The sequence below is a fragment of the Polynucleobacter sp. QLW-P1DATA-2 genome (assembly GCF_001870365.1).
Classification (GTDB): Bacteria; Pseudomonadota; Gammaproteobacteria; order Burkholderiales; family Burkholderiaceae; genus Polynucleobacter.
The window spans coordinates 162,717-183,055 of the sequence record NZ_LZMQ01000001.1; the positions used below are offsets into that span (position 1 = coordinate 162,717).

At 45.9% G+C, this 20,339-nt stretch carries 18 protein-coding genes and 1 other RNA gene; 17 read left to right on the forward strand and 2 right to left on the reverse strand.

Annotated features, from left to right (window positions below; all coding sequences use genetic code 11):
- Window positions 1–22 precede the first annotated feature (22 nt).
- The 13 genes from A9236_RS00905 (at window position 23) to rnpB (ending at window position 15,859) form a co-directional block, all read left to right on the forward strand.
- Window positions 23–3,862: an FAD/FMN-binding oxidoreductase gene (locus A9236_RS00905; protein ID WP_071466188.1), complete on the forward strand. Its 3,840-nt coding sequence runs from the start codon at window positions 23–25 to the stop codon at window positions 3,860–3,862.
- Window positions 3,862–4,248: a gamma-butyrobetaine hydroxylase-like domain-containing protein gene (locus A9236_RS00910; protein WP_071466187.1), complete on the forward strand. Its 387-nt coding sequence runs from the start codon at window positions 3,862–3,864 to the stop codon at window positions 4,246–4,248. Before A9236_RS00905 ends, A9236_RS00910 begins: the two co-directional genes overlap by 1 nt.
- Window positions 4,248–4,991, forward strand: coding sequence for a bifunctional demethylmenaquinone methyltransferase/2-methoxy-6-polyprenyl-1,4-benzoquinol methylase UbiE (gene ubiE, locus A9236_RS00915; protein WP_071466186.1), 744 nt, complete (start codon window positions 4,248–4,250; stop codon window positions 4,989–4,991). Before A9236_RS00910 ends, ubiE begins: the two co-directional genes overlap by 1 nt.
- Before the next feature lie 68 nt (window positions 4,992–5,059).
- Window positions 5,060–5,977 carry a Tim44 domain-containing protein gene (locus tag A9236_RS00920; protein WP_083393535.1) on the forward strand — a complete coding sequence of 306 codons (918 nt, stop codon included), beginning with the start codon at window positions 5,060–5,062 and terminating at the stop codon, window positions 5,975–5,977.
- A 53-nt stretch (window positions 5,978–6,030) separates the two neighbouring features.
- Window positions 6,031–6,651 carry an SCP2 domain-containing protein gene (locus tag A9236_RS00925; protein WP_071466185.1) on the forward strand — a complete coding sequence of 207 codons (621 nt, stop codon included), beginning with the start codon at window positions 6,031–6,033 and terminating at the stop codon, window positions 6,649–6,651.
- A gap of 2 nt (window positions 6,652–6,653) precedes the next feature.
- Complete coding sequence (gene ubiB / locus A9236_RS00930) at window positions 6,654–8,240, forward strand: ubiquinone biosynthesis regulatory protein kinase UbiB (RefSeq protein WP_071466184.1); 1,587 nt, start codon at window positions 6,654–6,656, stop codon at window positions 8,238–8,240.
- A gap of 52 nt (window positions 8,241–8,292) precedes the next feature.
- Entirely contained in the window at window positions 8,293–8,946 is a 654-nt protein-coding gene (locus A9236_RS00935; RefSeq protein ID WP_071466183.1) for a DUF502 domain-containing protein, read from the forward strand.
- A 16-nt stretch (window positions 8,947–8,962) separates the two neighbouring features.
- Entirely contained in the window at window positions 8,963–10,765 is a 1,803-nt protein-coding gene (gene aspS / locus A9236_RS00940; RefSeq protein ID WP_071466182.1) for an aspartate--tRNA ligase, read from the forward strand.
- Between the two features lie 26 nt (window positions 10,766–10,791).
- Window positions 10,792–11,235, forward strand: a complete 444-nt coding sequence (gene nudB / locus A9236_RS00945; RefSeq protein ID WP_071466181.1) for a dihydroneopterin triphosphate diphosphatase — start codon at window positions 10,792–10,794, stop codon at window positions 11,233–11,235.
- Between the two features lie 24 nt (window positions 11,236–11,259).
- Window positions 11,260–13,083: an ABC transporter ATP-binding protein/permease gene (locus A9236_RS00950; protein ID WP_071466180.1), complete on the forward strand. Its 1,824-nt coding sequence runs from the start codon at window positions 11,260–11,262 to the stop codon at window positions 13,081–13,083.
- Window positions 13,084–13,092: 9 nt separating this feature from the next.
- Window positions 13,093–14,436 carry a glycerate kinase gene (locus A9236_RS00955; protein ID WP_071466179.1) on the forward strand — a complete coding sequence of 448 codons (1,344 nt, stop codon included), beginning with the start codon at window positions 13,093–13,095 and terminating at the stop codon, window positions 14,434–14,436.
- Window position 14,437: 1 nt separating this feature from the next.
- Window positions 14,438–15,496: a dihydroorotase gene (gene pyrC / locus A9236_RS00960; protein WP_071466178.1), complete on the forward strand. Its 1,059-nt coding sequence runs from the start codon at window positions 14,438–14,440 to the stop codon at window positions 15,494–15,496.
- Between the two features lie 56 nt (window positions 15,497–15,552).
- Window positions 15,553–15,859, forward strand: an RNA gene (gene rnpB, locus A9236_RS00965) — RNase P RNA component class A.
- On the opposite strand, the gene A9236_RS00970 is transcribed toward rnpB, so the two are convergent.
- Window positions 15,860–16,282, reverse strand: a complete 423-nt coding sequence (locus A9236_RS00970) for an OsmC family protein (RefSeq protein ID WP_071466177.1) — start codon at window positions 16,280–16,282, stop codon at window positions 15,860–15,862.
- A gap of 408 nt (window positions 16,283–16,690) precedes the next feature.
- On the opposite strand from A9236_RS00970, the gene rplM reads away from it, so the two are divergent.
- From rplM to erpA, 4 genes are all read left to right on the forward strand, one after another.
- The gene (rplM, locus tag A9236_RS00975; protein WP_071466176.1) at window positions 16,691–17,119 is read left to right on the forward strand and encodes a 50S ribosomal protein L13; all 429 of its coding nucleotides are present in this window, start codon (window positions 16,691–16,693) and stop codon (window positions 17,117–17,119) included.
- A 9-nt stretch (window positions 17,120–17,128) separates the two neighbouring features.
- The gene (rpsI, locus tag A9236_RS00980; RefSeq protein ID WP_071466175.1) at window positions 17,129–17,530 is read left to right on the forward strand and encodes a 30S ribosomal protein S9; all 402 of its coding nucleotides are present in this window, start codon (window positions 17,129–17,131) and stop codon (window positions 17,528–17,530) included.
- Window positions 17,531–17,642: 112 nt separating this feature from the next.
- A complete protein-coding gene (gene argC, locus A9236_RS00985) occupies window positions 17,643–18,701 on the forward strand; it encodes an N-acetyl-gamma-glutamyl-phosphate reductase (protein WP_071466174.1) in 1,059 nt (352 codons plus the stop codon).
- 68 nt (window positions 18,702–18,769) lie between these two features.
- A complete protein-coding gene (gene erpA, locus A9236_RS00990; RefSeq protein ID WP_071466173.1) occupies window positions 18,770–19,144 on the forward strand; it encodes an iron-sulfur cluster insertion protein ErpA in 375 nt (124 codons plus the stop codon).
- Window positions 19,145–19,164: 20 nt separating this feature from the next.
- Here erpA and A9236_RS00995 read toward each other — a convergent pair whose 3' ends face one another.
- On the reverse strand, window positions 19,165–20,292 hold the full coding sequence (locus A9236_RS00995; RefSeq protein WP_071466172.1) for an anhydro-N-acetylmuramic acid kinase: 1,128 nt from the start codon (window positions 20,290–20,292) through the stop codon (window positions 19,165–19,167).
- Between the last annotated feature and the right edge of the window lie 47 nt (window positions 20,293–20,339).

Below are 20,339 nucleotides of genomic sequence, written 5' to 3' on the forward strand. Positions count from 1 at the left end.
CTTATTTATCAAATATGTCGCTATGAACGCACCTCTAGCTTTGAACCAGTTGTTGGATGCTGAAGCGGGCTCTCCCCGCCTTCGTGAAATCCCCTACAACTACACCTCCTTTTCTGATCGAGAAATTGTCATTCGCTTATTGGGCGAGGAGTCTTGGCGTGTTCTGAATGAGCTGCGTGGCGTTCGCCGTACTGGACGTTCAGCCCGCATGTTGTTTGAAATTCTGGGCGACATTTGGGTGGTACAGCGCAACCCATTTTTGCAAGATGATTTATTGGATAGCCCCAAACGTCGTCAGCAATTAGTTGATGCCTTATGGCATCGTTTGGGCGAAGTGAAGAAGCGCAACAAAGGTGACTCTGCTGAGCAAGTAGAAGTTTTGTTGGCGGCTGCTTATCGCGCAATCGAAAATTTTGAAAATGGTTTTAAAGAGGTCGAGCAAATACGGAAACGTGCTCGCAAAGAATTAGGGCGTCACACTGCTAGCGACAATATTTGTTTTGATGGCGTATCACGTGCAGCGCATGTTACTGATGCAACGGACTGGCGCGTTGAATTTCCATTAGTTGTCTTGAAGCCAGATTACGAATCAGAAATTCCAGGCTTAGTAAAAGCGTGCGTGGAATTAGGCCTCACGATTATTCCTCGCGGAGGTGGTACTGGTTATACCGGTGGCGCCATTCCGCTGTATGCAATGTCTGCGGTGATTAATACAGAGAAATTGCAAGATATTGGTGCAGTGAAGTCTCAACATCTACCAGGGGTTGATCATGAAGTGTCAACCATCTTTACAGGTGCCGGCGTAGTAACGCGCCGAGTAGCAGATGCTGCAGAGCATGCTGGCTTAGTGTTTGCGGTAGACCCTACTTCTGCTGATGCAAGCTGCATTGGCGGCAACATTGCAATGAATGCGGGCGGTAAAAAAGCAGTCCTCTGGGGTACTGCTCTCGATAACTTAGCTAGCTGGCGTATGGTGGATCCGCAGGGAAATTGGCTCGACGTTGAACGTCTTGAGCACAACCTCGGAAAGATTCACGATGTTGCAACTGTGCGTTTTCAGCTCACTTGGTCTGATGGTAATGGTGAGCCTGGTCAACGTATTCTAAAAACGGAATTATTAGAAGTCGAAGGTAAGCGTTTCCGTAAAGAAGGTTTGGGTAAAGACGTTACTGATAAATTTTTATCAGGTTTACCTGGCGTGCAAAAAGAAGGTTGCGATGGTTTGATTACTAGCGCAACTTGGATCTTGCATCGCATGCCTAAATTTATGCGCACTGTTTGCTTAGAGTTTTTTGGTCAAGCACGCGAAGCAATTCCGAGTATTGTTGAGATCAAAGCCTATCTAGATGGTTTAAGCAAGCAGGGCGGTCCAATTTTGGCTGGTCTTGAGCATTTAGACGATCGTTATTTACGCGCAGTCGGCTACTCAACAAAATCAAAGCGCAACAGCTTACCGAAGATGGTATTAATTGGTGATATTGCGGGCGATAACGAGGAAGCAGTAGCTGCTGCCACTAGCGAAGTTGTTCGCATGGCCAACCTTCGGGTTGGGGAAGGCTTTGTGGCGGTTAGCGCTGAAGCTCGCAAGAAATTCTGGTTAGACCGTGCCCGTACAGCTGCTATTGCCCGTCATACCAATGCTTTTAAGATCAACGAAGATGTCGTCATTCCCTTGCCACGCATGGGTGAGTACACCGACGGTATTGATCGTATCAATATTGAGCTATCTCTTAAGAACAAACTACAAGTTTTGGATGGCCTCGAAACCTTTTTGAAAAAGAGTGCTTTGCCATTAGGTAAGAGCGATGCTGAGTATGAAATTCCGACTGCAGAGATCCTTGGAGATCGCGTTCAACAGGCTCTCGAGCTCATTGCAAAGGTACGCACCCGCTGGGCTGATTGGCTCTTGCAAATGGATACTTATTTTCCACAACTGCAAGATTACAGTTTGCGTGCTTCATGGAAAGAAGAGGTCCGTTCTGAGTTACGTATCATCTTTGGGGGCTTAGCATTCGAACCTATTCTTGCCGAGTTAGAAGCGATTCACAAAAACATTTTGCGTAAGCGTGTATTTGTAGCGTTGCATATGCATGCAGGGGACGGAAATGTACACACCAATATTCCAGTCAACTCTGATGACTACGAGATGTTGCAAGATGCACATCGTGCCGTAGATCGCATTATGAAGTTGGCGCGCTCTTTAGATGGCGTGATTTCAGGTGAACATGGTATTGGTATTACTAAGCTTGAGTATTTGACTGAAGCTGAACTCAAAGACTTCCGTAGCTATAAGAATCGCGTTGATCCAGAGGGTCGCTTTAACAAAGGCAAGTTAATGCCGCATGCTGATCTCAGCATGGCCTATACGCCGAGCTTTGGTTTGATGGGTCATGAGTCCATCATCATGCAACAAAGTGATATTGGTGCGATTGCTGATAGTGTGAAAGATTGTTTGCGTTGTGGCAAATGCAAACCCGTTTGCTCAACGCATGTGCCACGTGCAAACCTTCTTTACAGTCCACGCGACAAGATCCTAGCAACATCACTATTAATCGAAGCCTTCCTATATGAAGAACAAACGCGCCGTGGCGTGTCGATTCGACATTGGGAAATGTTTGATGACGTTGCTGCACATTGCACCGTCTGCCATAAGTGCTTAACTCCTTGCCCAGTCAAAATTGACTTTGGTGATGTGACTATGAATATGCGCAACTTATTGCGCAAGATGGGTCAGCAGCGCTTCAATCCTGGTACTGCAGCATCGATGTTTTTCTTGAATGCAACCAGCCCTGAGAGTATTCATCTTGCTCGTAAGACCATGATTGGTTGGGGTTATAAGCTGCAGCGCTTGGGCAATGATGTTCTGCGTAAGTTTGCAAAGCAACAAACTGCCCATCCTCCTGCAACAGTAGGCAAGCCAAGTATTAAAGAGCAGGTTATTTTCTTTGTAAATAAGAAGATGCCAGGTAACTTACCTAAGAAAACTGCTCGCGCACTCTTGGATATCGAAGATGCGAACTATGTCCCGATTATTCGGGATCCAAAAACAACCTCTGCTGATACTGAAGCGGTGTTTTACTTCCCAGGTTGTGGTTCTGAACGCTTGTTCTCCCAAGTGGGTTTGGCTACTCAAGCTATGTTGTGGAATGTAGGCGTACAAACGGTCTTGCCACCGGGTTACTTATGCTGCGGTTATCCACAACGTGGCAATGGTGACTTTGACAAAGCCGAGAAGATGATTACGGATAACCGTGTGTTATTCCATCGCGTGGCCAATACTCTGAATTATTTAGATATCAAAACGGTAGTTGTTTCTTGTGGAACTTGCTATGACCAATTGGCTGGTTATCAGTTTGATCAAATCTTCCCAGGCTGCCGCATTATTGATATTCATGAATTCTTGGCAGAGAAGGGCGTTAAGCTCTCTGGAGTCAAGGGCGTGAAGTATATGTATCACGATCCGTGTCACTCCCCAATGAAATTGCAAGATCCTTTGAAGACGGTCAATGAGTTAATTCAGTTAGAAGATGGCAATGCAATTGCGAAGAATGATCGCTGCTGTGGTGAATCTGGCACATTAGCTGTCACACGTCCTGATATTTCTACTCAAGTACGCTTTCGCAAACAAATTGAGATGGAAAAAGGCGCCAACGATTTACGTAAGGACAACTTTAATGGTGATGTAAAAGTACTCACCAGCTGCCCTTCTTGTTTGCAAGGCTTAACTCGCTTTGATGCGGATAGCGATACCACTGCAGATTACATTGTGGTTGAGATGGCTCAAAAGCTACTTGGTGAAAACTGGATGCAAGATTACGTCGCTAAAGCAAACCAAGGTGGCATCGAAAGGATCTTGGTTTAATGATTCCAACGAATATCGTTGTGCACCAACAGACTAAGGTCTTGGAGCTTGCTTATGAAGATGGCAGTATTTATCGCCTGCCTTTTGAGTTGCTCAGAGTAGTTTCACCATCTGCTGAGGTGCAAGGACATGGGCCTGGTCAAGAGACTCTGCAGACCGGTAAGCGGGATGTATTGATTGCGAATCTTGAGCCCGTGGGACATTACGCCCTAAAACCTACGTTTTCTGATGGCCATGATTCAGGCCTCTATTCTTGGGATTACTTATATTTCTTGTGCGAGAACCACGAGCAAGTATGGAAAGAGTATTTAGATAAATTAGCCGCTGCAGGTCTTGATCGTGATGCGCCCATGATTAAGCAGGGGCATTCTTGTGGAAGCCACTAATGAGTAAAACTCACTTCGGTTATCAAAGCGTTGACGAGGGCGAGAAGGCTGGCAAAGTTGCTGAGGTATTTCATTCGGTAGCCAGCAAATATGATGTGATGAATGACTTAATGTCATTTGGGTTACATCGTGTGTGGAAAAAAATAACGATTGCTAGAGCAAATATACGTCCTGGTCAAAAAGTATTGGATATTGCCGGCGGCACCGGAGATTTGGCTGCAGCGTTTGCGAAAGCGACAGCTTGGGGTCATAACCCTGAGGCTCAAGTTTGGTTGAGTGACATTAATGCGTCCATGTTGGGCGTTGGTAGGGATCGCTTGCTTGATAAAGGTATGGCGTTACCTTGTGTGCAATTTGATGCAGAAAAAATCCCATTCCCAAATAATCATTTTGATGTTGTAACCGTTGCTTTTGGTTTGCGTAACATGACCCACAAAGATATTGCCCTGGGGGAAATGTGTCGCGTCATCAAGCCAGGCGGTCGAGTGATGGTTTTAGAGTTTTCTAAGCCAGATGACTTTTTGCAGCCAGTCTATGACGCATATTCATTCAAGGTATTGCCTTGGTTGGGTGAAAAAATTGCACAAGATTCAGAAAGCTATCGTTATTTAGCTGAATCGATTCGCATGCATCCTGATGCAGAGGCACTTAAAGAAATGATGCTAGGCGTTGGTTTTGATGAAGTTGAAACCCACAGAATGACCGGGGGTATCGTGGCTTTACATATTGGTATTAAATACTGATAGATGTATAGTTTTTAAGCCTTTAAAAACTAAAGCAGTGCAGAAGTTATTCGAAGGGGTATGTAAAAATGAATCTACATTTTTTTAAAGCAGTTTTCTTGAGCATGATTCTGGTATTTGCATCCATTAGTTCTGCTGAAGCAGGACGATTGGGCGGCGGCAGAAGTTTTGGACGGGCACCAAGCGCCCCAATTCAGAGGCAAGCTACTCCTATTCAAAAGCCAGCACAACCTGCTCAGGCACAACCTGCAGCCCCAAGCGCAGCCCCACAAGCTCCAGCCCCAAGTAGGTTTGGTGGTATGGGTGGCATCTTGGGTGGGCTGGCCGCTGGCCTTGGTATCGGCTATCTCTTATCTCATTTTGGTTTGGGTGAAGCTGCATCCTCACTCATTACTGGTTTGCTAATTGCTATGCTTGCCGGTTTTGTCATCATGTTCATCATCCGTCGCCTACTTCCAGCGTTATCAGGAGCTACCCAGAATTCCAATGTGCCTACCTCGGGCATGCAACGAACTTCTGTAGATGCATTAAGTAGACAAGAACCTGGTTTTACGCCTGCTGCAAATGCATTTGCTGGCGTGAATGCTGAACCTGAGGCTTTTGTTTCAACTTTGCCGCCTGGTTTCGATGAGCGTACATTCTTAGAAAATGCAAAACAGTATTTTGTGGCTTTGCAAAAAGCATGGGATTTGGGCGATTTGGCTTCTTTAAGTGAATTTACTACCCCTGAAATGTTTTCAACAATTCAACAAGATTTGGCGGGGCGAAGTGATAGCGCCAATCAAACAGATGTGATTACTATCAACGCCCGACTTTTGGGGATTGAGACTAGTGAGGCGCATTATGTTTGTAGCGTTCAATTTAGCGGCATTATTCGTGAGCAGCCAGGGGCGGCAGCCAGTGATTTCTCAGAAATCTGGAATTTAAGTAAGCCAGTAGAGGGTCCTGGAGGCTGGGTACTGGCGGGTATTTCTCAGTTGGTTTAAGCTTGAGGTACTTTCCGTTGGAAAACCCGCACTAGTGCGGGTTTTTTACACTTATGAATACACTATCTTCTTCAACCCATACTATTGCCGCGAGCGCTGCTTGCCGTGGGATAAACCATGTATTGAGTGGTGAACCCTGGGCTTGTGCTGAGCTAGCAAAACATGTTGGCAAGACGGTCCTTATCCAACTTCCTTTTGGACGTCTCTGTTTTGAAATTCATGCGTCTGGATTATTAGGTAGCTTGAAAGAGTTGGAGTCCCCATCTTTGGCGCTGGAAGTGTCTACAAAAGCTTTAAGCGACTTGGCTGGCAGTTCTGGCAATTTACGTGAACAAGCTTTCAAGGCGGTCAAAATTACGGGCGATGCTGATCTGGCTCAGTTAATTGGACGCTTGGCTGCTCAGTTGCGCTGGGAGTATGAAGAGGATTTGGCGCACTTAATAGGGGATGCACCTGCCCACTTTGCGGTAAGGCAAGGTAAAAAAATTGTCTCTGCTACACAATCTGCAGCAAGTGATTTGCTGGACAATCTAGTGGAGTATGTGAGCGAAGAGAGAAAAGTGCTTTTAAACAAACGAGACTTTATGGTTCGTAAATCCGAATTAAACGACTTGCGCGATTCAGTAGATCGTCTAGAAAAGCGCATTCAACACATAGAGCAAAAGGTCAAATAATCGTGCGTCGTATTGCTCGTCTTTGTTTTATTTTCTTCACCGCATGGCGGTATGGTCTATTGCCCTTATTGCGCGATGTTCTCAAGCCGGGCATCGGTCGTAGTTGCTTGACGGTTGTGTGCTGGACTTCACCTGGCACCAAATTACCTAGAGGCGAACGGATTCGTTTAACGTTAGAAGCGCTTGGTCCTATATTTGTAAAATTTGGACAGGTACTTTCTACGCGCCGTGACTTGTTGCCAGAAGATATTGCCAACGAGTTAGCAAAGCTACAGGATCAAGTTCCGCCATTTTCAAATGAAGAATCTCGTCGTTTGATTGAAGAAGATCTGGGTCAATCAATTGAAGAAGTGTTTATCAGCTTTGATGCAACTCCTGTCGCTAGCGCATCCGTAGCACAGGTGCACTTTGGAGTTTTACGAGGTACTACTAAGCATCCTGAATGGGAAGGTCGAGAGATTGCCATTAAAGTCTTGCGCCCAGGCATCTTGCCAGTCATTGATGGTGATCTAGCTTTAATGTACGACCTTGCCAAGATTATTGAAAAGAGCTCTGAAGATGGCCGCCGTTTAAAGCCTCGCGAGAACGTGGCCGAGTTCGACACCTATTTGCATGATGAGCTTGACCTTATGCGTGAGGCAGCGAATGCAAGTCAACTGCGGCGATATTTTGTGGACTCTAAAAAACTCATGATTCCGGAGATGTACTGGGATCTGTGTCGTACCAATGTGATTGTCATGGAGAGAATGCATGGTATTTCGATTGGACGTACAGCAGAGCTGCGAGCAGCCGGTGTGGATTTTAAAAAGTTAGCAGCTGATGGTGTAGAAATATTTTTCACCCAGGTTTTTGAATACGGATTTTTCCACGCAGACATGCATCCTGGAAACATCATGATTAGCTTGGAGCCAGAAACTTTTGGACGCTTTATTTCCTTAGATTTTGGAATTGTTGGTGCTTTAAATCAGTCTGATAAAAATTATTTAGCACTGAACTTTTTGGCTTTCTTCAATCGCGATTACCGTCGGGTTGCTGAGCTTCATATTGAATCCGGTTGGGTTCCCGCTAATACGCGCGTAGAAGAATTAGAGGGTGCTGTGCGCTCTGTATGCGAGCCTTATTTTGATCGTCCACTCAAAGAGATTTCTTTGGGCCTGGTGTTGATGCGTTTATTCCAGACTTCACGTCGATTCAAGGTTGAAATTCAGCCTCAACTGACCCTGTTGCAAAAGACACTCTTAAATGTAGAGGGTCTGGCGCGTCAGCTTGATCCAGACTTGGATTTATGGAAAACAGCCAAGCCAATTTTGGAAAAATGGGTTGATAAGCAGCTGGGTTGGCGCGGATTGCTAGATGGCTTAAAGGAAGAAGCACCTACCTGGGCCAAAATCCTGCCTACTTTGCCCCGTTTGATTGCCGAGAGCTTGGCTCAAGGCCGCCATCAAATTAAAGACCAAAACGGCGAATTGGAGGTCTTAAAGGCCCTTTTATTGCAAGAAAGACGCACCCATCGCCTAGTAGCAGGGGCTTTGCTCTTTGCAGGTGGGTTTTTGGCTGGGATTTTGATCATCGGCCTTGGCATTTATTAGTCTATCGCTGATTGGCTGCTAAACCGCTAAAATAGCGGGTTAGGCAGAACACATGAAAAAATACTTTATCGCTGGCATTCTTGTATGGGCTCCCATGGCGGTCACCATTTGGGTGATTACCTGGGGCTTGGGCTTGCTCGACGGTGTATTTGGCTCGGTCATGCAAGCCATCATCGCTGTATTCCCTCACCAGTTTGCAGCTGATCTCCAACACTTCCGTGAGTTACCGGGGGTGGGTATATTAATTGTGGTTGCAGTGGTGGTTGTCACTGGCGTACTTGCGATCAATTTTGCTGGGCAATGGTGGCTAAAGGTCTGGGATAAATTTGTTAATCGCATTCCAGTTGTTCGTTCCATCTATTCCAGCGTTCAACAAGTTTCATCTACTCTATTTTCTGGCAGTGGTCAGGCTTTTAGTAAAGCCTTATTAATTCGTTACCCTCATGCAGATTCATGGGTGATCGCATTTCAAACGGGCGCCCCTGCAAAAGAAGTGACTACTAAGTTGGGCGAGGGATATGTGAATGTATTTCTGCCGACCACTCCAAACCCTACCTCTGGTTTTTTTATGATCGTGCCACGTGCGCAAACAATTGAACTGGAGATGAGTGTTGAAGAGGCCTTGAAACACATTGTTTCTATGGGCTCCGTTCCACCAAATAATTCTAGCGGTCTGACTTCAGTTGAGTCGCCACACCATTTTTGATTTATAGGAAATTGTTATGTCAATGCGTAGCCACACTTGCGGCCAAGTAACCGATTCACTGATTGGTCAAGAAGTTACTCTCTCTGGATGGGTTAATCGCCGTCGTGACCATGGAGGCGTGATTTTTATTGACTTGCGTGACCGCGAAGGTTTTGTTCAAGTTGTATGCGATCCCGATCGCCCAGAGATGTTTGCTCTTGCTGAGCAAGTGCGTAATGAGTTTTGCATTCAAATCAAAGGTCTCGTGCGCGCACGTCCTGCTGGCACTGAAAATAATGACTTGGTCAGTGGCAAAGTAGAGATTCTTTGTCATAGCTTGGTGATTGTGAATGCCTCTATTACTCCACCATTTCAGATTGATGATGAGAACTTATCTGAGACAACTCGTTTAACTCACCGTGTACTTGACTTGCGTCGTCCGCAAATGCAGAAGAACTTGCGTTTGCGTTATAACGTTGCAATGGAGTGTCGTCGCTATCTAGATGACGCCGGCTTTATCGATATTGAAACACCAATGCTGACTAAGAGCACGCCAGAAGGTGCGCGCGATTACTTGGTGCCTTCCCGTGTACATGATGGTCAGTTCTTTGCTTTACCGCAATCGCCTCAGTTATTTAAGCAGTTGTTGATGGTGGCTGGTTTTGATCGTTACTACCAAATTACTAAGTGCTTCCGTGATGAAGATTTGCGCGCAGATCGTCAGCCTGAATTTACCCAGATCGACTGTGAAACTGCCTTCTTGAGCGAAATTGAAATTCGTGAGCTATTTGAAAACATGATTCGTCATATTTTCAAGAAAACCATGAGTGTCGAATTGCCTAACCCATTCCCAACCATGCCTTACTCGGAGGGTATGGCGCGTTTTGGTTCCGATAAACCAGATTTGCGGGTGAACTTTGAGTTCACCGAATTAACGGATTTGATGAAGGATGTTGACTTCAAGGTTTTCTCTGGTGCAGCTAACCAAGAGGGTGGCCGTGTCGTTGGTTTATGTGTACCAGGCGGTGCCGAGATTAGCCGTAGCGAAATCGATGACTACACCCAGTTTGTAAGCATCTATGGCGCTAAAGGTTTGGCATGGATCAAAGTCAACTCTGTCGCCGAAGGTCGCAATGGTTTGCAATCGCCGATTGTGAAGAACTTGCATGATGCGGCGATTGAAGGAATCTTGAAGCGCACCGGTGCAAAAGACGGCGATATCATTTTCTTTGGTGCCGATAAAGAAAAGGTCGTTAATGATGCTATTGGCAACTTACGATTGCGTATTGGCCATTCTGCTTGGGGTAAAGAACATGGACTATTTACCGAAGGTTGGAAGCCGTTGTGGGTTGTGGATTTCCCAATGTTTGATTACGACGAAGGTGAAGCACGTTGGGTTGCTTGCCATCATCCGTTTACCAGCCCCAAAGATGAGCACATGAAGTATCTAGAGTCTGACCCAGGTAAGTGTTTGGCTAAAGCGTATGACATGGTTCTGAACGGTAGTGAAATTGGTGGTGGTTCTGTACGTATTCACCAAGAGGCTGTTCAAAGCCAAGTATTCCGCGCATTGAAGATTGGTGCGGAAGAGGCGCAAGCAAAGTTTGGCTTTTTGTTAGATGCTCTACAGTATGGGGCGCCGCCACACGGTGGTATTGCTTTTGGCTTGGATCGAATTGTGACGATGATGACTGGTGCTGAGTCTATTCGTGATGTGATTGCTTTCCCGAAAACACAACGTGCACAATGTCTGCTAACTCAGGCTCCTAGCCCAGTGGATGAGCGTCAGTTGCGTGAGTTGCATATTCGTTTGCGCCAAGCTGCTCCTCCAGCTGCTTAAGTCATCCAGTAATAATAAGCACTACTTTGAAAATCCCTATTTCGGTTTTAGTTGTTATCTATAAATCGAATGGGGATGTTTTATTGATAGAGCGCGCTGATAGGGCGGGCTTTTGGCAATCGGTTACTGGCAGCCTAGACGCGCCAGATGAGGATCTAGCTTTAGCTGCTACTCGCGAGGTTTTTGAAGAGACTGGGATTGCGGTAGATCAACTACCAGTAGGTGCACTTCGTAATCTTCACCACCAGATCGAATACGAAATTTATCCTGAGTGGCGCTTTCGTTATGCTCCCGGCGTAACCAGGAATATTGAACATTGGTTTGTATTACAAGTGCCTGACAATATCTTAATCACGCTCGCCCCTAGAGAGCATGTTGCTTATGAGTGGCTCCCATTTAAAGAGGCCGCTAAGAAATGTTTTTCTCCTAGCAACGGTGATGCGATTCTGAAATTGTTTTCAGCGAGCTGAACTAGAAGCGAATAAGATAGAACGATGAGACATTCATCGGGACGCCATCACAACACTTCGGATTCAAAGATATCGCAAAGGGGTGATTGGCGAGTCATCCGCGATCTCCTCCCTTATCTATTAGAGTATCGCTTTAGAGTCATCCTGGCCCTGAGCTGCTTGATTGCAGCTAAATTCGCCAATTTAGGCATTCCGATTTTGATGAAAGAGTTGATTGACTCTTTGGATGTCAAGGCAGACTCTCCGCAAGCGTTATTGGTGGTTCCAGTTGGCATCATTTTTGCTTATGGTTTATTAAGAATCTCTGCATCATTATTTGCTGAGCTACGCGAGGCTCTTTTTGCGAGGGTGACTCAAAACGCAGTTCGTAAGGTTGCACTTCAAGTCTTTGAGCATTTGCATTCATTGGCACTGAGTTTTCATCTAGCTAGACAGACTGGTGGCGTAAGTCGCGATATTGAGCGCGGGACACGTGGCATCCAGTCACTGATTTCATATTCGCTCTACAGCATCCTGCCAACACTGATCGAGTTTTGCTTGGTTCTGGGGTACTTTGCCTACTCCTATGATATTTGGTTTGCTGTAATTACTTTGGCTGCCTTAGTTCTTTACATCGTATTTACTATTGTTGTGACCGAGTGGCGCACTCACTATCGCCGGACTATGAATGATATGGATTCAAAAGCGAATCAAAAGGCAATTGATTCTTTATTGAATTTTGAAACAGTAAAGTATTTTGGTAACGAAGCATTTGAAGCTCGTCGTTATGACGAAAATCTATTGCGTTATCAATCGGCTGCCGTGAAGTCTCAGAAGACCCTAGCCTTCTTAAACTTAGGCCAACAAATCATTATTGCAATTGGCTTGATGCTGATTTTGTGGCGAGCTACGCTGGGTGTAGTCAATGGCACGATGACCTTAGGTGACCTTGTTTTAGTCAACACATTGATGATTCAGTTATATATTCCGCTTAATTTCTTGGGCGTAATCTACCGTGAAATCAAGCAATCATTGACAGACATGGATCGCATGTTCTCTTTACTGAATGCTGATAAGGAAATTGCCGATTCTCCTGATGCTCATCCCTTGCGTATTGATAATCAAGGTCATGGACCTGATGTGCGTTTTGAGAATGTATCTTTTCATTACGATGCAAAGCGCGAGATTTTGCGCGATATTAGTTTTACTATTCCAGCCGGCACTATTACGGCGGTAGTTGGTCAGAGTGGTGCAGGCAAGAGTACCCTGGCTAGATTGCTCTTTCGTTTTTACGATGTGCAGTCTGGAAAGATCTTGATTGATGGACAGAATATTCAAGACGTGACACAGGCGAGTTTGCGTAAAGCAATCGGTATCGTTCCTCAAGATACTGTTTTATTTAATGACACTATTGGCTACAACATTGCCTATGGTGACCCATCCGCTTCTATTGATGAGGTACATGAGGCTGCAAGAGCTGCCCAAATCGATAGTTTTATTAAGCGCCTGCCAGATGGTTATGACACCCAGGTTGGTGAGCGAGGCTTAAAACTGTCAGGTGGTGAGAAGCAGCGGGTTGCGATCGCAAGGACTTTACTCAAAAAACCGGCCATGTTGATTTTTGATGAAGCTACTTCTGCTCTGGACTCTAAAACAGAGCGAGCTTTTCAGGAGGAGTTATTAAGTCTGGCAAAAAATCGTACCACTCTCATCATTGCACATCGACTCTCTACAATTATTCATGCTGATCAAATCTTGGTGATGGATCACGGTCAGATTGTGGAGCGAGGTACACATCTTGAGCTGCTTGCTGCTAGAGGTAGATATGCTGAAATGTGGCAAATGCAGGAGCGTGCTGCACTTGATTAGAATAGCCTGATGATCCAACAAAGTAACCGATCAGCCACTACAGAAGAGGCTATTCTGAAAAATGCCTTTGCTGCTGCAGTTGCGGTAGCTGATCCGCAAATTATTGTTCCCCAATATTTGGCAAAGATATTTCCAGCTGGTCAAGAGCCACAAGGTAAATGCTTGGTGGTGGGTGCTGGTAAGGCTAGCGCATCCATGGCGAGTGCACTAGAGTCTTATGCCAAAGTACATTGGCCACAAGTTCAGGTAAGTGGCGTTGTACTTACTCGCTATGGCCACAGCTCGCCAACTACTCATATAAAGATTGTCGAAGCAGGTCATCCAGTACCAGACCAGGCAGGCATGGATGGCGCTAAAGAGGTGCTGGCTTTGGCTAAGCAGCTTCAAGCTGGCGATGTTTTGATCGCTTTGGTCTCTGGCGGAGGCTCTAGTCTCCTGACCCTGCCTATTGACGGCATCTCTATCGAAGATATGCGTAAGACTACCGAGGCACTTTTGCGTAGTGGTGCTCCGATTGAAGAGATGAATGTGGTGCGCAAACACTTATCAGCAATCTTGGGTGGCAATTTAGCGAGAGTTGCAATTGCGCGTGGTGCTCGAGTTGAAGCTTTATTAATTTCTGATGTGACTGGTGATTCTCCAGCAGATATTGCAAGCGGCCCTTGTGCGGCTGACTATTCAACGTATTTAGATGCAGTCAATATCTTGGAAAAATATCGTTTGGGGGAAGATGAAATTCCGATGTCTGTTTTGAATCACCTGAAGCAAGGTGTGGCTGGAAAAAAACCGGAGACATTAAAAGAACCGGATCTCGTTGATGCACACGTTGCGAATCATGTCATCGCAACAGCGTATAAAAGTTTAGAGGCAGCTGCTGACTACGTTCGTAGTCAAGGGTATGAATCGGTTATTTTGGGTGACACCATTACAGGAGAAGCCCAAGAGGTGGGAATCAGCCAGGCTCAGCTGGCTCGAGATTATCTGGCTAAGAGCGATCAGCCATTGGCTCTGATTTCTGGTGGTGAATGTACTGTCACTATTCCTGCTGGGGTAAAGGGCCGTGGCGGTCGTTGCAGCGAATATCTACTCTCACTGTTAGCTGCCAGCTCGGATTTGCCTGGGATTGCTGCTTTGGCTGCTGATACTGATGGTATTGATGGTAGCGAAAAGAATGCTGGCGCATGGTTTGATCCCGATATACGTCAGGCTGGAAAGACTCAGGATCTTGTCCCCGAAAAATTCTTAGCGGCGCATGATTGCTACGGCTTCTTTGCGCAATTGGAAGCTTTGGTGGAAACTGGCCCTACACTGACGAATGTGAATGATTTCCGTATCATCTTGCTTAATAAATAATATGACTAATAGCCCTACACAAATTCAATTAGTACAGCCAGATGACTGGCATTTGCATATTCGTGATGGCGAAGTCATGAAGGATGTATTGGCTGATACTGCTCGTCAATTTGCGCGTGCGATCATCATGCCTAATCTAAAGCCGCCTGTGACAACCGTAGATTTGGCAAAAGCTTATCAAGCCCGTATCGAATCAAATTTGAAGTCATTAAGCATTGATAGCTTTACACCACTGATGACTTTGTATCTCACTGACAATACATCTGCTGATGAGGTACATAAGGCCAAGGCAGCAGGTATTGTTGGATTTAAGTTATACCCTGCAGGCGCTACGACCAATAGCGATGCTGGTGTTAGTGATATCAAGCGTTGTTATAAAGCATTAGAGGCAATGCAAGCAGTGGGGATGCCACTCTTGGTGCATGGTGAAGTGACTCACGCTGATATTGATATTTTTGATCGTGAAGCGGTATTTATTGATCATGTTCTTGAGCCTTTGCGTAAAGACTTCCCTGAGCTCAAGATTGTGTTCGAACACATTACTACCAAGCAAGCAGCACACTATGTGCGTGATGCAGCGACTGGAGGAAAGGCTACGATAGCTGCGACGATCACCCCGCAACATTTGCTGATGAATCGCAATTCGATTTTTGCTGGCGGTATACGTCCACATAATTATTGTTTGCCAGTACTAAAGCGTGAGGAACATCGCATTGCATTGCTAGAAGCTGCTACCAGTGGCAATACTCGGTTCTTCCTAGGTACAGATAGTGCTCCACATGCTAAGGGTGCCAAAGAGGCTGCTTGCGGCTGTGCTGGTTGTTACAGCGCATTTAATGCATTAGGTTTATATGCAGAAGCATTTGAGAATGCTGGTAAGTTGGATAAATTAGAAGGCTTCGCTAGTTTCTTTGGGCCTGATTTTTACTCCTTATCCCGCAATAGTAAAAAAATTACCCTCGTAAAACAGGCGCAAAGTATTCCTGCTGAATTGCCGCTGGGTGACGCAACCATTGTCCCTTTGCGTGCTGGTGAGACCATCGCCTGGTCGCTCATTTAAATCCTCACTCTATTTTTACAAGCCAATTTGCTCTGTCTGCGTTAGACTGCAGGCGCAGAGTCAATTAGGCAATCGCCGCCTCTTTATTGAGGGGGAGGAAAGTCCGGACTCCATAGGGTAGGGTGATGGCTAACGGCCATCCACGGTGACGTGAGGAACAGGGCCACAGAGACGAGCGTATTTAGTTACGGTGAAACGCGGTAACCTCCACCTGGAGCAATCCCAAGTATGCAGACGATGAGGCGTCCCGCTGAGTCTGCGGGTAGGGAGCTTGAGCCGTTAGGTAACTAACGGCCTAGAGGAATGATTGCCCCTAGATGAAAGTCTAGGCGACAGAATCCGGCTTATCGATTGACTCTGCACTTATTCCGCAATTACTTCGACGCTATAGCTTAGCTCTGCGGTTTTTGCCAACATCGTAGTCGCTGAGCAGTATTTTTCATGTGAAAGTTTTACTGCACGATCTACCTTGGCTTGATCCAGATCTTTGCCTTTGACCGTGAAGTGCAAATTGATCTTAGTAAAGACTTTGGGATCCTCGGCTGCTCTTTCTGCCTGAAGGGTGACATCGCAGCCGCTAATAGCCTGACGAGCCCTCTGTAGGATTAAAACGACATCGAATGCCGAGCAGCCGCCAGCGCCAGCCAAAAGGAGCTCCATTGGTCTTGGGGCTAGGTTTCTGCCTCCCGCTTCAGGTGCGCCATCCATATTTACTAGGTGACCGCTGCCAGTTTCTGCTGAAAAGGCCATCCCACCATTGCCCAACCAAGATACTCGACATTCCATATTAGTGACCCCTAACTTACTAAATTAATCAATATTATCAATAGTTTACCAATTTTCAAGGAGACTAAGTTGCTGCACAGCAACATAAAAATCTTGATTTTGGTCAATTTTCTTGCATTGCATCATTACTTATAGGTACAATAACCACATTGGTAGTCAGTCTTATAAAAGACTGCGACTTACCTCCCAGTGTCTCCTCCACCCAAACATAGGTGGATTCCAACCCAGGACTCGTTCCTGGGTTTTTTTTGGGTTACAATTCAAGGCTTTACTGAATTACCGAACCAGTCAGCGGTAATTGTTGTACCAAGTAAATTGCAGAATCTGCGAGCTTGCAAACATAAGCAGGGCCAAGGTGGACGTAGTTTGGTTGGAGTAATTTTTTTGACTATAACAATTTGAGAAATCATGAAAACTTTTTCTGCAAAATCCCATGAGGTAGTGCATGAATGGTTCGTGATTGACGCTACGGACAAAGTCCTCGGTCGTGTCGCCAGTGAAGTGGCACACCGTCTACGCGGCAAGCACAAGCCTGAATACACCCCACACGTTGATACTGGCGACTTTATTGTTGTCATCAATTCTTCTAAGCTCCGTGTCACTGGCACAAAAGGCTTGAACAAGATCTATTACCGTCACAGCGGATACCCAGGTGGTATTAGCTCGACTAACTTCGACAAGATGCAAGACCGTTTCCCAGGTCGCGCTTTGGAGAAGGCTGTAAAAGGTATGTTGCCAAAAGGCCCACTAGGCTATGCCATGATCAAGAAATTAAAAGTCTACGGCGACGCCAATCATCCGCATGCGGCTCAACAGCCAAAAGCGTTAGAGATTTAAGGAAACCAAATGGCTATTAATTACGGAAATTGGAATTACGGTACTGGTCGCCGCAAGAGTTCTGTTGCGCGCGTATTCATTAAATCTGGCAAAGGCGAAATCATTGTTAATGGTAAGCCTATCGATGCTTATTTTGCTCGTGAAACATCACGCATGATTGCTCGTCAGCCTTTGGCTCTCACAGCCCACTTAACGACCTTTGATATCAAAGTAAACGTTTCTGGTGGCGGTGAAACTGGCCAAGCTGGTGCAGTTCGTCACGGTGTTACTCGTGCATTGATCGACTATGACAACGCTTTGAAGCCAACTCTGTCTAAAGCAGGTTTGGTAACTCGCGATGCTCGTGAAGTTGAGCGTAAAAAAGTTGGTCTGCACGGCGCGCGTCGTCGTAAGCAGTTCAGCAAGCGCTAATTCTTTCAGTCGCTCAAGTTTTATCGAAAGGGTCGCGCAAGCGGCCCTTTTTGTTTCTACAATCTAGGTATTAAAGAAATAAAATTCATCAGTCGGCATTTTGGAGAATGGCATGATTAAAGTTGGCATCGTTGGCGGCACAGGATATACCGGGGTTGAACTATTGCGCCTACTGGCACAGCATCCTGAAGTAAAGATTGTTGCGATTACCTCTCGTACAGAAGCTGGTATGCCAGTAGCTGAGATGTTCCCATCTTTACGCGGTCGTGTTGATCTCAAATTTACGACTCCAGATGAAGCGAAGTTAACGGAATGCGACGCAGTGTTTTTTGCTACTCCACATGGTGTTGCAATGGCGCAGGCTAAAGAATTGCTGGCTAACAATGTGAAGATTTTGGATTTAGCTGCAGACTTTCGTTTGAAAGATGTTAAAGAGTTTGCCAAGTGGTACGGCATGGAACACACCTGCCCAGAAATTTTGGCTGAGGCAGTTTATGGCTTAGCAGAAATCAATCGTGAAGCCATTAAAAAGGCACGCGTTGTTGGATTGGCTGGTTGTTATCCAACCTCAGTACAGCTCGGTCTCGCACCATTGCTTTCGCCAAAATCGACTGGTGGTAAGCACTTGATCGATGGCACCCATATTATTTCTGACTCTAAGTCGGGGACCTCTGGTGCTGGCCGTAAGGCTGAGATTGGTACTTTGCTATCGGAGGCTAGCGATAACTTTAAAGCCTACGGAGTTAAAGGCCATCGCCATCTTCCTGAAATCGTGCAGGGCCTAAAGGCGATCGCTGGTCATGATCAAATTGGTCTGACATTTGTGCCGCATCTCACTCCAATGGTGAGAGGTATTCATTCGACTTTGTATGTGCGTTTGACTGAGGCCGGACAAGACGTTGATTATCAACAGCTTTATGAGTCTTTTTACAAGAATGAACCTTTTGTCGATGTGATGCCTGCTGGCAGCCATCCAGAGACGCGCTCCGTAAGAGGAAGTAATGGCATTCGGATTGCAATCCATCGTCCTGGCGGTGGCGATACTCTGGTCATTTTGGTGGTTGAGGATAACTTGGTCAAAGGAGCCTCAGGTCAAGGCGTGCAGTGTATGAACTTGATGTTTGGCTTGCCCGAAACAACGGGCCTTACCCAGATTGCAGTTTCTCCATAATGACCCTTCAGCAAACTGGGCATTAAAAGCCTAAAATAAGACATACCCTTTTGAATTAGGAGTGAATCATGACCGAATTAGCTACGCAACCCGCACAAGATTTAGCCGAGCCACCGACTCCCTTGGTGTTTACGGATGCTGCTGCTGCAAAAGTAGCTGACTTGATCGCCGAAGAAGGCAATCCAGAGCTCAAGTTGCGCGTATTCGTGCAAGGTGGTGGTTGTTCAGGTTTTCAGTATGGCTTCACATTTGATGACGCTGTGAATGAGGATGACACGCTCTTTGAAAAGAATGGTGTTACTTTGTTGGTGGATTCAATGAGCTTCCAATATTTAGTTGGTGCGGAGATTGATTACAAAGAAGATATCAATGGTTCACAGTTTGTGATCAAGAATCCAAATGCACAAACGACTTGTGGTTGCGGTTCTTCTTTCTCTGCTTAACTAAAAAAGCACTTAATCATTTAAGCGGGATAGCAAGCACCTAGAATTCTAGGACCCTTCGCTCCCGTAACGGCTGGCAAATTTGCTGGCCGTTTTTCTTTGTGGGCCCAGGCAAGCCATGCAAATGCAAGACCTTCAACTAGTTGTGGATCGATGCCAGAAGAATTACTTGTAGTAATTTCTAATGGATTTTTGAAGAAACCCTGCGACTTCACTTTAAATAAATCCATTAAGGCAATATTTCTGGCGCCACCTCCGCAGACAATCAGTTTCTGGGTTTGCGGGGCGTGACGAACTAGAGAATCTAAGGCCGAATGCGCTGTTAAATGTAATAGTGTGGCCTGCACATCCTCGGCATGGTGATTGTCTTTGCCTAATTTTTCATGCAGCCAGTCGAGATGAAAGTCATCACGACCAGTACTCTTTGGAGGGGCTTTTGCAAAGAACGAATCGGAGAGCATTCGTTCAAGAAGTTCTTCATTTACTTTCCCTTGTGCTGCCCAATTACCATTCTCATCAAATGCGTTTCCTTGATGCTCATGTATCCAGGCATCCATCAACATATTTCCTGGACCACAGTCAAAGCCAGTCACCTCACCACTCGCGGGGAGAAGAGTGAGATTGGCAATACCACCAATATTGAGAATGGCTAAATTTTTATCTTCTACAAATTGCTGCGCATGAAAGGCGGGCACTAATGGTGCACCATGACCACCTGCAGCGAGATCTCGACTTCTAAAGTCTGCAATCACATCAATACCAGTTTTCTCCGCTAAAAGAGCAGGATTTAGTGTTTGGTGGGTGTAGGCCAGATCTCCAAGATGGGGTTGATGGCGAACAGTCTGGCCATGAGCACCAATGGCAGCAATATCAGAAATCGGTAGATTGGCCTTTTTGAGCAGCTGACTTACCGCCTCCGCATAAGCTAGTGCTAGGGCATTGCCAGCCTGCTTTTCTCGATGGAGCTCATCAGGGCCAGGGCTCTGGAGTTCAAAAAGGGCTTTGCGCAATGTAGGTGAAAAGGGGAGACTAACGGCCTCAACTGCGCTTGTTTCACCATTAACCCCAATCTTTGCTAAAACAGCATCAATTCCATCTAGGCTGGTACCGGACATTAGACCAATGTAGAGGGAGTGGGGCTGGTTCATAGGGTTCAGGGTTGAGCTCTCAGTGATGCGACAATTATGCTTTAGCA